The sequence below is a fragment of the Bordetella sp. 2513F2 genome, from assembly GCF_054642735.1.
Genome location: NZ_CM137755.1, coordinates 3,343,476 through 3,356,657, shown reverse-complemented (window position 1 = coordinate 3,356,657; position 13,182 = coordinate 3,343,476). Strand labels below are relative to the sequence as shown.

The window sequence follows — 13,182 nt, the reverse complement described above, 5'->3', positions numbered from 1 at the left end:
ATCGCGCGCAGGACGAGGTACGGCATGGCAGGCAGACGCGGGGGGCTGGGACGATGGCTGGTGGCGGCGTGCGTGGCGCTGGGCCTCATGCAGGCGCCGCAGCCGGTCCGGTCGCAGCCGCTGCCGCCCGAACTGGCGGCGCGCTGGCGGGCCACCGGCCTGCCCGACGAGGCGCTGTCGCTGGTGGTGCAGCCGGTGGACGGCCCGCGGATGATGTCGTTCAATCCGGGCGTTCCGCGCAATCCGGCTTCCGTGATGAAGCTGGTCACCACCTGGGCGGCCCTGTCCGAGCTCGGCCCCAGCTATGTGTGGCGCACGGAGTTCCTGGCCGACCCGGGCGTGCGGCCCGATGCCGAGGGGGCATTGCGGGGGCCGCTCTACCTGCGGGCCGGGGGCGATCCGCAGCTGCAGCTCGAAGACGTCTGGACACTGCTGCGCGAACTGCGCCTGCGCGGGGTCAAGCGCATCGGCGACCTGGTCATCGACCGCAGCATCTTCGGCCAGGTGGCGATCGACCCCGGCGCCTTCGACGGCGCGGCCGACCGCGCCTACAACGCCAGCCCGGACGCGCTCATGGTGGGCTTCGGCGCGTTGCGCCTGCTGTTCACGCCCGATCCCGTGGCGCGGAAATGGGTGCCCGTGATCGATCCGCCGATTCCCGGCCTGCGCCTCGAGGGGGCAGTGGAGTGGAGCGACGTGTCCTGTCCCGGCGCCCCGGTGGTGCGCACCGAACCCCTGGTGACCCAGCAAGGGGTGTCGATACGGCTGGGCGGCACGGTGGCCGGTTCATGCGGCGAGTTCAGCCTGTACCGCCTGGCGCTGGCGCAGCCCGAGTACGCCGACGCCGTCTTCCGCCTGCTGTGGCGCGAGTTGGGCGGGGAGTTTACGGGGCGCGTGCGCGCCGGCATCGTGCCCCCGGCCGCCGTGGTGCTGGCGGCGCACGAATCGCCGACGCTGGGCGAAGCCATCCGGGTCATCAACAAGCGCAGCAACAACGTCATGGCCCGCACCCTGCTCCTGACGCTGGGCGCCGAACGCGGGACGCGTCCGGCCACCACGGACTCCAGCAGCGTGGTGCTCGATACGGTGCTCACCGCCCAGGGGCTGAGCATGCCCGAACTGGTGGTGGACAACGGCTCGGGCCTGTCGCGGGACGCGCGCATCTCGGCCGACAGCCTGGCCGCGCTGCTCACCCAGGCCTGGCGCTCGCCGCTGATGCCGGAGTTCGTGTCGTCCCTGGCCATCGCCGGCGTGGACGGCACGGTGCGGCGCAGGCTGCGCGGCAACGAGGCCGAGGGCATGGCGCACCTCAAGACCGGTTCGCTGCGCGACGTGCGCGCCATCGCCGGCTACGTGCAGGGCGCCAGCGGCCGGCGCTACGTGGTGGTGAGCCTGGTCAACCACGACCGCGCCGCCGCCGTCCGCCCCTTCGACGACGCCCTGATCGCCTGGCTGGCCGAACAGTAATCCCCTGATGTGACTCCCCTGAGGTGTCTGACACCTATGGTGTCTGACACCTCCTGACTCCAGGACAGTCTCCGCAGGCAGGCCCGAAAGCGAGGTGTCTGACACCTCCTGACTTTGGACCAGTCTCCGCAGGCAAGCGAGAAAGAGAGCTGTCCGACACCCCGACTTCGGACCCGCGCCACCTCCCGTTCCACCCCCGGTTCGGGCTACCATTGAGCCCGCAGCGGCATTCCGACCGATGCCCGCCCTTTCTGGAGAAACACGCACATGCCCGTGCACGAAATCCGCCATCCGCTGATTCGCCACAAGCTCGGCATCATGCGGCGGGCCGACCTCAGTACCAAGAGTTTCCGCGAGCTGTCGCAGGAGGTCGGGGCCCTGCTCACCTACGAGGCGTCGAAAGACCTGCCCCTGATGTCGGCCACCGTCGAAGGGTGGTGCGGCACCGTGGAAGTGGAGAAGATCGCCGGCAAGAAAGTCACCGTGGTGCCCATCCTGCGGGCCGGCATCGGCATGCTCGACGGCGTGCTGAGCCTGATCCCGGGCGCCAAGGTCAGCGTGGTGGGCATCGCCCGCAACGAGGAAACGCTGCAGGCCCACACCTACCTGGAACGCCTGGTGGGCGAGATCGACCAGCGCCTGGCGCTCATCGTCGATCCCATGCTGGCCACCGGCGGCTCCATGGTGGCCACCATCGACATGCTCAAGCGCGCCGGCTGCCGCGAGATCCGCGCCCTGGTGCTGGTGGCCGCGCCGACCGGCATCGAGGCCGTGCTGTCGCGCCATCCCGACGTCCACATCTACACGGCCTCCATCGACCAGCGCCTGAACGACGACGGCTACATCATCCCCGGCCTGGGCGACGCCGGCGACCGCATCTTCGGCACCAAGCAGAAGCCCGAATAAGCCAGCGCCGCGGCGCGATGATGCGCCGCGCTCAGGGCGCCGCGGCCGGGCCCCCGGCCGCCACCTCGGCGGTTTCCGAATACCATGCCAGCCTGTCCGCCAGCGCGGCGACTTCCCCCACGATGAGCAGGGCGGGGGAGCGCACGGCCCCGGCCCGGGCATCGGCGGCGAGCGTGGCCAGGGTGCCGGCGATCACGCGCTGCTCGGGGCGGCTGCCGTTTTCCACCAGCGCATAGGGCGTGTCGGCCGGGCGGCCGTGATCCACCAGGCGCGCGCCCAGGCGCTCGAGTTCGCTCACGCCCATGTAGAACGCCAGGGTCTGGCCCGGGCGCGCGAGGCCGGGCCAGTCGAGGGTGTCCTCGTCTTTCTGGCAGTGCGCGGTGATCAGGCGCACCGATTGCGCAAGGCCGCGATGGGTGAGCGGAATGCCGGCGTAGGCAGCGCAGGCCAGGGCCGCGGTGATGCCCGGCACCACTTCGTAGCGGATGTCGGCGCCGCGCAGGTGCTCGAGCTCCTCGCCGCCGCGGCCGAAAATGAACGCGTCTCCCCCTTTGAGGCGGACCACCCGGCGGCCGGCCCGGGCGTGCTCCGTCATCAGGGCATGGATGCGGGCCTGAGTGGCGTCGTGGTTCTCGCCGGGCAGCTTGCCCACGGCGATGCGCTCGGCATCGCGCCGGGCCAGTGCCAGGACGTCGGGGCTGACCAGCCTGTCGTGCAGGATCACGTCGGCCTCGTTGAGCGCGCGCAGCGCCTTGAGCGTCAGCAGGCCCGGATCCCCCGGCCCCGCGCCCACCAGCGCCACGCTGCCTTCCGGCGGAGCCTCGGGCCGGCGCAGGGCGGCTTCGAGCGCGGCCTGGGCCTGCTCAGGCTGCTGTTGCCGCAGCCATCCGGCCACCGGGCCGTCCAGGAGCCAGTCGTAGAAGCGCCGGCGCTGGCGCAGGTCGGGCAGGGCGGCACGGATGCGGGGGCGGTAGCGCGCGGCCAGCGCGGCCAGCGGCCCCAGCGCATGGTCGAACAGCGATTCGATGCGCTCGCGCAGGCGGCGTGCCAGCACCGGCGCCACGCCGGAAGACGAGATGGCCACGATGAGCGGCGAGCGGTCGACGATGGACGGCACCTGGAACGACGAGAGTTCCGGATCGTCCACCACATTGGCGAAGATGCGGCGGGCCTCGGCGGCCCGGGACACCGCGGCGTTCACGGCGCGGTCGTCGGTGGCCGCCACCACCAGCCAGGCGTCGTCCAGCCAGTAGGGCTCGAAGGTGCCCGGCAGGTAGCCGATGCGGCCGGCGGACAGCAGCTCGGCGAGGGCGGGGTCGAGCTCCGGCGCACCGACGCGGACGTTTGCGCCGGCCTCGAGCAGGGCCTGCGTCTTGCGGCTGGCGACTGCGCCGCCGCCCACGACCAGCACGCGGCGGCCCTTGATGTCGGCAAAGAGGGGAAAGAGATTCATGAATCGGCTGGCGGGCATGCCGCGGGGAATGTTCCGGCATCATAGGAAGCGATGCCACATCTCTACAACTTTTGTTTTCTTGGATTGATATAGCCAGCAGTGATTTAAAACCGTAACGCCCGCCGGGCGCCGCCTATAGTACGCTTGGGCCATCGGCCTGGGCGGCGGTGCGCCGCCAGGCGGCTTCGGGAGTGCTTCTTGGTCCTGCGTCATTACCGCAATTCACTGTTTTCGCTGGCCCTGCTGGGCGCCGCCGCGGCGCCGGCCGCCCACGCGGGCATCTGCGATGCGCCGTTCATGCACGATGGCGGCATGGTGCAGCTCACCGGCTCGGGCAACATCAACCTGGGCGCCGACCTGAGCTTCGCCGAGGTGGCGAAGCAGGGGGCGGGCGATTGCCGGGCGCGCGTGCAGGGCGTGGCGCGCTTCAGCTACGCCGGCCTGCCTCCGGGCAAGTCCGAGCTCGATTACCTCATGACGGTGCGCAGCGGCCAGGCCACGTTCGTGCGCTACGACCGCGCCGGCGAGCGCCCGGCCGACGACGGCCAGTTCGACCTGCGCATGCTGGGACTCTTCGCGTACGACCGCATCAGCGGCGAGGGCCAGCGCCTGCCCGGCGCCACCTATCGCATCAACGCGGGGCGCGATGCGCCGGTGGGCGGCTCGCCCACCACGGTGCGCATCGGCGAGAAGCAGGTGGGCGCGCGCCAGCCGCTGCAGACGGCGCTGGGCCGCTATGCGTGCTGGCCCATCACGTATTCCCGCGATACCGAGCCCACGTTCGCCACCTTCAAGGGCATCACCCTGCCCATACCCGGCATGAGCACCACCGTGACGGACTGGTTCTGCCCCGAGGTCAACCTGGTCATGAAGCAGGAGATCGACCTGGCGGGCACCCGCTCCACCGTTGAGATTACGCAAATGAAGTAGCAGAAGGTAGCAAGGGCGTCCCCACTTTAGCCGCGGGGCGCTGTATCATGGGTCGGTCCCGTCACATCAACAGGAGTCCATCGATGAACGCGAGTAGATCTGAAGACGTCGCCAAGGAAAAGCTCATTGACAACGTCAAGGCCAGCCTGAACGATGCCGAGGCACTGCTGCGGGAAGCGGCGGGCACCACGGGCGACAAGGCCGCCGAGCTGCGCGACCGGGCCATGGCCTCGCTCAAGCGCACCCGCGAGGCCCTGCACGATGCGCAGGACGCGGTGCTCGAGCGCGGCCGCCGCGCTGCCCGCGCCACCGACGACTACGTGCACGACAACCCCTGGCAAGCCATCACCATCGCGGGCGTCACCGGCCTGCTGCTGGGCTTGCTGATCAGCCGCCGCTGACGCGCCGGTCCCGGGGCACCGCCCCGGGACTGCCGTCGGCCGCACATTGGATCGCCGTCACCATGGGTCTGCGTAAATCCGTCCTCGGTGTGGCCGCCAGTCTGGTCGGGCTGGCGCGTACGCGCCTGGAGCTGTTCTCCCTCGAAGCCGCCAACGAGAAGGCCCGGCTGCTGAAGCTGCTGGGCATGGCCTTCGCAGCCCTGCTGTTCCTTACGCTGGCGGTGCTGGTCTTCACCATCGCCATCGCGGTGGGTTTCTGGCCCACGGAAAACCGCTACATGGCTCTGGGCGTCCTGGCGGCCGTGTATGCGGTCGTGGGGCTGCTGCTGTTGTGGGGCGTGCGCCGGATGCTGGTCGAGGATCCCCCGCCGTTTTCCGCCACCCTCGAGGAGCTGGGCCGCGACGCCGCGCTGCTCGAGCGTGTGCGCGACGACGATCCCGACGATGACGAGGCGCCGTCCCGGCGTCCGGAGGCTTGAGCATGGCCAAGGTCTCTCCTTTCGTCGAACGCCAGGTGCGCATCGAAATGTTGCGCGCCCGGGCCGCCATAGAACGCGAGGCGTTCGCCCAGAGCATTGCCGACGTCAGCCATACCCTGGAGCCTTCCAACCTGATCCGCAGGCTGCTGCCGGGCAACCTGCTGCGAGGCGGCGGCGGCCACGGTTCGCTGCTGTGGCAGGCCGTCTCGACCCTGCGGCGCTATCCCTTCCTCAGTTCCACGCTGTCGGCGGTGTTCCTGGGCAAGGGCAAGGGCCGCGGGCTCTTGCGCGTGGCCGGCGGCGCACTGGCCGGCTGGCAGCTCTTCAAGGCCTGGCGCCACGGCCGGCGCAAGCCGGCCGGCCCGGCCGACCCGCGGATCCGGGACGACGGCGCTTTCTAGGGCCTGTTGACGCCAAATCGCCGTACGCGCCGCCTGGCCTCTAGAGCCCCAGTTCCCCCCACATGGCGTCGACCCGGCGCCGGACGTCGTCGTCCATGCGTATGGGCGTGCCCCACTCCCGCTCGGTCTCGCCCGGCCACTTGTTGGTGGCATCCAGGCCCATCTTGCCGCCCAGCCCCGAGACGGGCGAGGCGAAGTCCAGGTAGTCGATGGGCGTGCGCTCCACCAGCACCGTGTCGCGCACCGGATCCATGCGGGTGGTCATGGCCCAGATCACTTCCTGCCAGTTGCGCGGGTCGATGTCCTCGTCGACCACCACGATGAACTTGGTGTACATGAACTGGCGCAGCACGCTCCAGAGCCCGAACATCACGCGCTTGGCATGGCCGGCGTACTGCTTGCGGATGGACACCACCGCCAGCCGGTAGCTGCAGCCCTCGGGCGGCAGGTAAAAGTCCACGATCTCCGGCAGCTGGCGGCGCAGCAGCGGCACGAACACTTCGTTCAGCGCCACGCCCAGCACGGCCGGCTCGTCGGGCGGCTTGCCCGTATAGGTGGAGTGGTAGATGGGGTTGCGCCGCATGGTGATGCGGTCTACCGTGAACACCGGGAACCAGTCCTGCTCGTTGTAGTAGCCGGTGTGGTCGCCGTAGGGGCCTTCCAGCGCCATCTCGTAGCCGGTGTCGGGGGGAGGCGGCACGCCTTCCGGCACTTCCGGGCGGCGCGCGCGCGGATCGTCGGCGGGCAGCAGGTGGCCCTCCAGCACGATCTCGGCCCAGGCCGGCACCGAGAGCTCGCTGCCCAGGGCCTGGGCGACCTCGGTGCGGGATCCGCGCAGCAGGCCGGCGAACTGGTATTCGGACAGGCTGTCGGGCACGGGGGTCACCGCGCCCAGGGTGGTGGCGGGGTCGGCGCCCAGCGCCACGGCCACCGGGAACGGCTGGCCGGGAAAGGCCTGGGCGTGGTCGCGGAAATCCAGCGCCCCGCCGCGGTGGGACAGCCACCGCATGATGAGCTTGTCGCGGCCGATGAGCTGCTGGCGATAGATGCCCAGGTTCTGGCGCCGGGCATTCGGCCCGCGCGTGATCACCAGGCCCCAGGTGAGCAGGGGCGCCACGTCGCCGGGCCAGCAGGTCTGGATGGGCAGGCGCGACAGGTCCACGTCGGCGCCCTCCCACACGACCTCCTGGCAGGCCGGGCCGCGCACCCGCTTGGGGCTCATGTCCCACAGCGCCGCCTTGAGCATGGAGACTTTTGCCATGGCGTCGCGCAGGCCCCGGGGCGGTTCGGGCTCGCGCAGCGATGCCAGCAGCTCCCCGACTTCGCGCAGCGCGCCGACGTCCTCGGCGCCCATGCCCCAGGCCACGCGCCGCGGCGTGCCGAACAGGTTGGCCAGCACCGGCATCTCGGCCGCGGCCTCGCCGTGCCGCGCGTTCTCGAACAGGAGCGCCGGGCCTGCGGCGCGCAGCACGCGGTCGGAAATCTCGGTCATTTCCAGGTTCGTGGACACCGGCAGGCCGATGCGCCGGAGTTCTCCCTGGCGTTCGAGCTGGGTCACGAAATCACGAAGGTCGCGGTATTTCACTACAGATCCCGGAGATTTGGTTACATTTTCATCGGAGAAGAGAGGTTAACATCCAGTCCTTCCATTTTTCCCCGCAGGAGGTCACTATGCCCGATGCGTCAGTGGCCGGCTCTCTTCAGCAGCTGGCCCGGGGAGTGCACCACCACCTGGCCGAATGGCTGCGCATCTGTTCCGTTTACCTGGGCATCGCGGTCATCGTCACGGTCGCCATGGGCGTTGCCTTGCCCGGCTTGCGCGACCAGGCCCTCCAGGTGCACACCGCATTGCTGACAGCCCTGGCTCCCTCGTCCACGCAGCCCGCTTCGGCGGACTCCGATCCGGCTTTCGATACCGCTTCCGATGCGGCGATCGCCGTCGCAATGGCCGTGCCGGCCGCGCCGACGAGTAACGCCACGGGTTTTCTCGGTCCGCTGCGCAGCGATCATCCGCCGGCGCCCAAGCGCGAGCGCGGCATGCCGCCCGGCGTGTCCAGCGCACAGGTCGAAGCGCTGCGGAACTATATCTCGCGCAAGTACAAGGTGGCCTACGATGCCACCGGCCCGATGGTCAACACCGTATACCGGGTGGCCCGGGAAAAGAAGCTGGATCCCTTGCTGGTGCTGGCGGTCATCGCCATCGAGTCGCGCTACAACCCCTTCGCGGAGAGTTCCGTGGGGGCGCAGGGCCTGATGCAGGTGATGACGCGCGTGCACCTCGACAAGTTCGAGGAGCTCGCCGACAGCGGCAGGGCCAATCCGCTGGATCCCGTGGCCAACATCCACGTGGGCACCACCATCCTGCGCGACTGCATCAGCCGGCGCGGCTCGCTGGACGGCGGCCTGGCCTGCTACGTGGGCGCCACCGGTCCGAACGACGGCGGCTACAGCGCCAAGGTGCAGGCCGAGCGGCGCCGCCTGGCGCTGGCCTCGGGCATCGCCCTGGCGCGCGACTGAGCGCCCGGCGGCGGCTGCCCGGATGGCCGGGGGCATGCCGTTTCCCCTTACAGCACTTTCGCGATGCGGGCTACCGCCTCTTCCAGGCGGTCGAGCCCCGTGGCGTACGAGAAGCGCATGGTGTGCCTGCCGTGCGCCGGGCCGAAGTCGATGCCGGGCACGGCGGCCACGCCGGCTTCGTGCAGCAGGCGCTGCGAGAACGCCACGCTGTCCAGTCCCAGGCGGCTGAGGTCGGCATAGATATAGAAGGCGCCGTCCGGCCGCACCGGCACCGGGATGCCCAGGCGCTCGAATTCTGGCAGGAGGTAGTCGCGCCGCTGGCGGAAGGCCTCGCGCCGCTGTGCATACAGCTTGAGCACGGCGGGCGTGAAGCAGGCCAGCGCGGCATGCTGCGCCAGGGTGGGGGCGCAGATCGCCAGGCTGGCGGCCATTTTCTCGACGGCGGCGCTCAGGGGTTCGGGCACGATCATCCAGCCCAGCCGCCAGCCCGTCATGTGGAAATACTTCGAGAAGCTGTTGATCACGACCACGTCGTCGTCCAGCGTCAGGGCGGAGCGGCCCGCGCTGTCGTAGGACAGGCCCAGGTAGATCTCGTCCATGATGACGAAGCCGTCGCGCTCGCGCACCGCCTGCAGCAGTTCGGCCAGCGCCGCCGGCGCGATCGAGGTGCCGGTGGGATTGCTCGGCGAGGCGATCAGCACGCCCTGCGTGGCCGGGCCCCAGTGCTCCCGCACGGCCTGGGCGGACAATTGATAGCGCTCGGCCGCCGTGCTGGGGATCAGCCGCGGCGTGCCGCCTGCGGCCAGCACGAAATTGCTGTTGGCGGGGTAGGAGGGGTCCGGCATGAGCACTTCGGCGCCCGGGTTGACCAGGGCGGTGCAGGCCAGCGACAGGGCGCCCGAGGCGCCGGCCGTGACGATCACCCGCCGCGGATCGACGCGTGCGCCGAACTCGTTTTCGTAGAATGCGGCGATGGCCTCGCGCAGCGGCATCAGGCCGGCCGGCGCGCTGTAGCCGCTGAGCCCTGCCTGCGCGGCGCGTTCGAGCGCCTCGAGCACCTGGGGCGGCGCGGTGAAATCCGGTTCGCCGATGCCCAGGCTGATGATGTCGCGCCCGGCGGCCTGCAGGGCCTGCGCCTGCTTGAAGAGTTCTACCACCTGGAAGGTGAGGAAGGATTCGGTACGTGTGGCAAGGCGCGGCATGGTGATTCTCAGGGCGAAAAGCGGATTTTAGGGCCTGCCCGGCCCGGAACGAGGAGTGGGCATGCGTGGATACAGGTTCGGGCCGCAGGCAATGAAGCGGGAGGCGCGCTGACCATGCAGCCATCGCGGCGCGCCTTCCTGCTGGGTCGCCGGCCCCGGCCCTCCGACTGGGAAATGCTGACGCTGCGCCTGGCGCGCGTGGCCGAGGGCCGGGTGGAGCAGATCGATGAGGGCTGCGCGCGCCTGCGGGCGGCCAGCGTGGCCGACGTGCGCCGGGCGCGTGCGCTGTGCGCCGAACATGGCGCCGTGCTGGCGCTCGACGGCGTGCCCTGCGCGGCGGCGGGGCGCCCCGTGCTGCGGATAGACCCGGCTGCGCTGGACACCTTGAGCCGGCTGGGCGGGCGCTGGCATGCCGGGCCCGGATGCCGGGTGGGCCGGCTGCTGGAGGCGGGCCTGACGCAGTTCCAGGGCGCGGACCCCGGCCTCACGGTGGCGGCGTGGCTGGCCGGTCCGCACCGGTATCCGGCGGGCGCCACGGCGGACAGCGGCGTGCACGAGGTCGATGTGCTGCTGGCCGACGGCACCATCGAGGTGCTGGGCCCGTTCGGCGCCGCCGACCAGCGGCCGCTGGCCTCGGCCACCACGCAGCGGCTGGTGCCCGCGCTGTTCCAGCTGGCGGGGGGCGCGGATGCCGCGGCCTGCCTGGCCCGCCGCCGCTGGCCCGCGCGATACCGGCTGGATGCGCTGCGCCCCGCCGGCGGGGCCGTGAACCTGGCGCACCTGCTGCTGGGCCATGGCGGCGCGCTGGCCTGGGTGGAAGGCCTGAGCCTGCACGCCATGCCGGCCCCGGCCGCGGATGCGGATGTGGATGTGGATGCGCGCGACGGACACGACGAACCCGACGCGCCGGTGCGCGCGGCGGCCGCACGGCTCGATGGCGCCGTGGTCGGTCTGTTCGACCCGCAGGGCGTCTATGCCGCGCCCGCCGGGCAGCGCCAGGCAGCGGAGGTAAGATAGCGCCAGATTGCGGACCGCCCCGGCCAGGGTCGGGCTCATGTCGCCGGTGGGGCTAGAATGCCCCACTTCGTCTCAACCTATTCCAACTCTTCCCGCATCGCATATGGACGCCAATCTTCGCAAGGCCGCGCTCGAGTACCATGAGCTGGGCCGCCCGGGCAAGATCTCGGTCACGCCGACCAAGCAACTTTCCAACCAGCGCGATCTCGCGCTGGCGTATTCGCCCGGCGTCGCCGCAGCCTGCGAAGAGATCGTGGAAGATCCCGCCAATGTGTTCCGCTTCACCGGGCGCGGCAACCTGGTGGGCGTGATCACCAACGGCACCGCGGTGCTGGGCCTGGGCAACATCGGCGCCCTGGCCTCCAAGCCGGTCATGGAAGGCAAGGCCGTGCTGTTCAAGAAGTTCGCCGGCCTGGACGTCTTCGACATCGAGATCAACGAAACCGATCCCGACAAGCTGGTCGAGATCATCGCCGGCCTGGAGCCCACCTTCGGCGGCATCAACCTCGAGGACATCAAGGCGCCCGAGTGCTTCACCGTCGAGCGCAAGCTGCGCGAACGCATGAAGATCCCGGTGTTCCACGACGACCAGCACGGCACCGCCATCACGGTGTGCGCGGCGTTCATCAACGGCCTGAAGGTGGTGGGCAAGGACATCAAGCAGGTCAAGGTGGTGACCTCCGGCGCCGGCGCCGCCGCGCTGGCCTGTCTCGACCTCATGGTCGACCTGGGCCTGCCCGTGGAGAACGTCTGGGTCACCGACATCGAAGGCGTGGTGTACGAGGGCCGCACCACCCTGATGGATCCCGACAAGGCGCGCTACGCCAAGGCCACCGAGGCCCGCAAGCTGGCCGAGGTGATCCAGGACGCCGACGTGTTCCTCGGCCTTTCGGCCGGCGGCGTGCTCAAGCCCGAGATGGTCGCGGCCATGGCGAGCCGGCCGCTGATCCTGGCGCTGGCCAATCCCACTCCCGAGATCCTGCCCGAGGAAGCCCACGCGGTGCGCGACGACGTGGTCATGGCCACGGGCCGTTCGGACTATCCGAACCAGGTCAACAACGTGCTGTGCTTCCCCTACATCTTCCGCGGCGCGCTCGACGTGGGCGCCACCACCATCACGCGCGAAATGGAGAAGGCGGCGGTCTACGCCATCGCCCAGCTGGCCCAGGAAGAACAGAACGAAGTGGTGGCGGCTGCCTACGGCACCTACGACCTCTGCTTCGGCCGCGAATACCTCATCCCCAAGCCTTTCGATCCGCGCCTGATCGTGCGCATCGCCCCTGCGGTGGCCAAGGCCGCCATGGACGGCGGCGTGGCCACCCGGCCGCTGCCCGACCTCGACGCCTATGTCGAGCAGTTGCAGCAGTTCGTGTACCACTCGGGCGCCTTCATGAAGCCGCTGTTCTCCGCCGCCAAGCGCCTCGTGCGCGAGGGCGGCAAGGCGCGCATCGTCTTCACCGAGGGCGAGGACGAGCGCGTGCTGCGCGCCGTGCAGGTGGTGGTGGACGAAGGCCTGGCCAAGCCCATCCTGGTGGGTCGCCCGGCGGTGCTGTCGGCGCGCATCGAGAAGTTCGGCCTGCGCCTGCGCCTGGGCCAGGACGTCGAGGTCACCAACCCCGAATACGACGAGCGCTTCCACCGCTACTGGACCACGTATTGGGAGCTCATGTGCCGCCAGGGCATCACCAAGGAGATGGCGCGCGTGGAAATGCGCCGCCGCCTCACCCTGATCGGCGCGATGATGCTGCACCTGGGCGACGCCGACGGCATGGTGTGCGGAACGGTCAGCGCCTATGCCGAACACCTGCGCTTCATCGACCAGGTCATCGGCAAGCGGCCCGGCACCACCACCTACGCAGCCATGAACATCCTGCTGCTCAACGAGCGCACGGTGGCGCTGGTGGACACCCACGTCAACGACGATCCCACGGCCGAGCAGATCGCCGAATTCACCATTGCCGCCGCCGAGGAAATGACGCGCCTGAACCTGGCGCCCAAGGTGGCGCTGCTGTCGCGCTCGAACTTCGGCTCGGGCAGCTCGGCCTCGGGCGCCAAGATGCGCCGCGCCCTCGAGCTGGTGCGCGAGCACGCGCCCCATATCGAGATCGACGGCGAGATGCACGGCGACTGCGCGCTCGACGAGGCGCTGCGCCTGCGCATCCTGCCCTCGTCCACGCTCAAGGGCGAGGCCAACCTGCTGGTGTGCCCGAACGTGGATTCGGGCAACATCGCCTACAACCTGCTGAAGACCGCGGCCGGCGGCAACGTGGCGGTGGGGCCGTTCCTGCTGGGCGCCAATGCCCCGGTGTGCATCCTGACTTCCAGCGCCACCGTCCGCCGCATCATCAACATGACCGCCCTCACGGTCGTCGATGCCAACATGGCCCGATGAGCCTCCCGCCGTCGCCG

At 70.2% G+C, this 13,182-nt stretch carries 12 protein-coding genes; 9 read left to right on the top strand and 3 right to left on the bottom strand.

The features are described 5' to 3' along the window. Positions 1–24: 24 nt before the first annotated feature. Positions 25–1,467 carry a D-alanyl-D-alanine carboxypeptidase/D-alanyl-D-alanine endopeptidase gene (gene dacB / locus ACYBYQ_RS15870; RefSeq protein WP_459615264.1) on the top strand — a complete coding sequence of 481 codons (1,443 nt, stop codon included), beginning with the start codon at positions 25–27 and terminating at the stop codon, positions 1,465–1,467. A gap of 267 nt (positions 1,468–1,734) precedes the next feature. After that, positions 1,735–2,373, top strand: a complete 639-nt coding sequence (upp, locus tag ACYBYQ_RS15865) for a uracil phosphoribosyltransferase (RefSeq protein WP_459615263.1) — start codon at positions 1,735–1,737, stop codon at positions 2,371–2,373. Positions 2,374–2,404: 31 nt separating this feature from the next. On the opposite strand, the gene cysG is transcribed toward upp, so the two are convergent. After that, entirely contained in the window at positions 2,405–3,826 is a 1,422-nt protein-coding gene (gene cysG / locus ACYBYQ_RS15860) for a siroheme synthase CysG (RefSeq protein ID WP_459615262.1), read from the bottom strand. A gap of 204 nt (positions 3,827–4,030) precedes the next feature. Between cysG and ACYBYQ_RS15855 the strand changes: the two genes are divergently transcribed. From ACYBYQ_RS15855 to ACYBYQ_RS15840, 4 genes are all read left to right on the top strand, one after another. After that, positions 4,031–4,756, top strand: coding sequence for a hypothetical protein (locus ACYBYQ_RS15855; RefSeq protein WP_459618803.1), 726 nt, complete (start codon positions 4,031–4,033; stop codon positions 4,754–4,756). Between the two features lie 83 nt (positions 4,757–4,839). Further along, entirely contained in the window at positions 4,840–5,157 is a 318-nt protein-coding gene (locus ACYBYQ_RS15850; RefSeq protein ID WP_459615261.1) for an ElaB/YgaM/YqjD family protein, read from the top strand. A gap of 62 nt (positions 5,158–5,219) precedes the next feature. Then, positions 5,220–5,636 (top strand): phage holin family protein, encoded by a 417-nt coding sequence (locus ACYBYQ_RS15845; RefSeq protein ID WP_459615260.1) that lies wholly within the window; start codon positions 5,220–5,222, stop codon positions 5,634–5,636. Between the two features lie 2 nt (positions 5,637–5,638). After that, on the top strand, positions 5,639–6,037 hold the full coding sequence (locus ACYBYQ_RS15840) for a hypothetical protein (protein WP_459615259.1): 399 nt from the start codon (positions 5,639–5,641) through the stop codon (positions 6,035–6,037). 40 nt (positions 6,038–6,077) lie between these two features. Here ACYBYQ_RS15840 and ACYBYQ_RS15835 read toward each other — a convergent pair whose 3' ends face one another. Further along, complete coding sequence (locus ACYBYQ_RS15835; RefSeq protein WP_459615258.1) at positions 6,078–7,622, bottom strand: UbiD family decarboxylase; 1,545 nt, start codon at positions 7,620–7,622, stop codon at positions 6,078–6,080. A gap of 86 nt (positions 7,623–7,708) precedes the next feature. On the opposite strand from ACYBYQ_RS15835, the gene ACYBYQ_RS15830 reads away from it, so the two are divergent. Beyond that, complete coding sequence (locus tag ACYBYQ_RS15830) at positions 7,709–8,554, top strand: lytic transglycosylase domain-containing protein (RefSeq protein WP_459615257.1); 846 nt, start codon at positions 7,709–7,711, stop codon at positions 8,552–8,554. Positions 8,555–8,601: 47 nt separating this feature from the next. On the opposite strand, the gene ACYBYQ_RS15825 is transcribed toward ACYBYQ_RS15830, so the two are convergent. Continuing rightward, positions 8,602–9,756: a pyridoxal phosphate-dependent aminotransferase gene (locus tag ACYBYQ_RS15825; RefSeq protein ID WP_459615256.1), complete on the bottom strand. Its 1,155-nt coding sequence runs from the start codon at positions 9,754–9,756 to the stop codon at positions 8,602–8,604. A gap of 114 nt (positions 9,757–9,870) precedes the next feature. Between ACYBYQ_RS15825 and ACYBYQ_RS15820 the strand changes: the two genes are divergently transcribed. Then, positions 9,871–10,773, top strand: coding sequence for a hypothetical protein (locus ACYBYQ_RS15820; RefSeq protein ID WP_459615254.1), 903 nt, complete (start codon positions 9,871–9,873; stop codon positions 10,771–10,773). Between the two features lie 103 nt (positions 10,774–10,876). Beyond that, positions 10,877–13,165 (top strand): NADP-dependent malic enzyme, encoded by a 2,289-nt coding sequence (locus tag ACYBYQ_RS15815; protein ID WP_459615253.1) that lies wholly within the window; start codon positions 10,877–10,879, stop codon positions 13,163–13,165. Positions 13,166–13,182 lie beyond the last annotated feature (17 nt).

Coding starts and splice junctions, on each gene's coding strand:
- ACYBYQ_RS15840 (WP_459615259.1), top strand. CDS start 5,639: ATGGCCAAGGTCTCTCCTTTCGTCGAACGCCAGGTGCGCATCGAAATG.
- ACYBYQ_RS15815 (WP_459615253.1), top strand. CDS start 10,877: ATGGACGCCAATCTTCGCAAGGCCGCGCTCGAGTACCATGAGCTGGGC.
- ACYBYQ_RS15845 (WP_459615260.1), top strand. CDS start 5,220: ATGGGTCTGCGTAAATCCGTCCTCGGTGTGGCCGCCAGTCTGGTCGGG.
- ACYBYQ_RS15820 (WP_459615254.1), top strand. CDS start 9,871: ATGCAGCCATCGCGGCGCGCCTTCCTGCTGGGTCGCCGGCCCCGGCCC.
- ACYBYQ_RS15850 (WP_459615261.1), top strand. CDS start 4,840: ATGAACGCGAGTAGATCTGAAGACGTCGCCAAGGAAAAGCTCATTGAC.
- cysG (WP_459615262.1), bottom strand. CDS start 3,826: ATGAATCTCTTTCCCCTCTTTGCCGACATCAAGGGCCGCCGCGTGCTG.
- ACYBYQ_RS15830 (WP_459615257.1), top strand. CDS start 7,709: ATGCCCGATGCGTCAGTGGCCGGCTCTCTTCAGCAGCTGGCCCGGGGA.
- ACYBYQ_RS15825 (WP_459615256.1), bottom strand. CDS start 9,756: ATGCCGCGCCTTGCCACACGTACCGAATCCTTCCTCACCTTCCAGGTG.
- upp (WP_459615263.1), top strand. CDS start 1,735: ATGCCCGTGCACGAAATCCGCCATCCGCTGATTCGCCACAAGCTCGGC.
- dacB (WP_459615264.1), top strand. CDS start 25: ATGGCAGGCAGACGCGGGGGGCTGGGACGATGGCTGGTGGCGGCGTGC.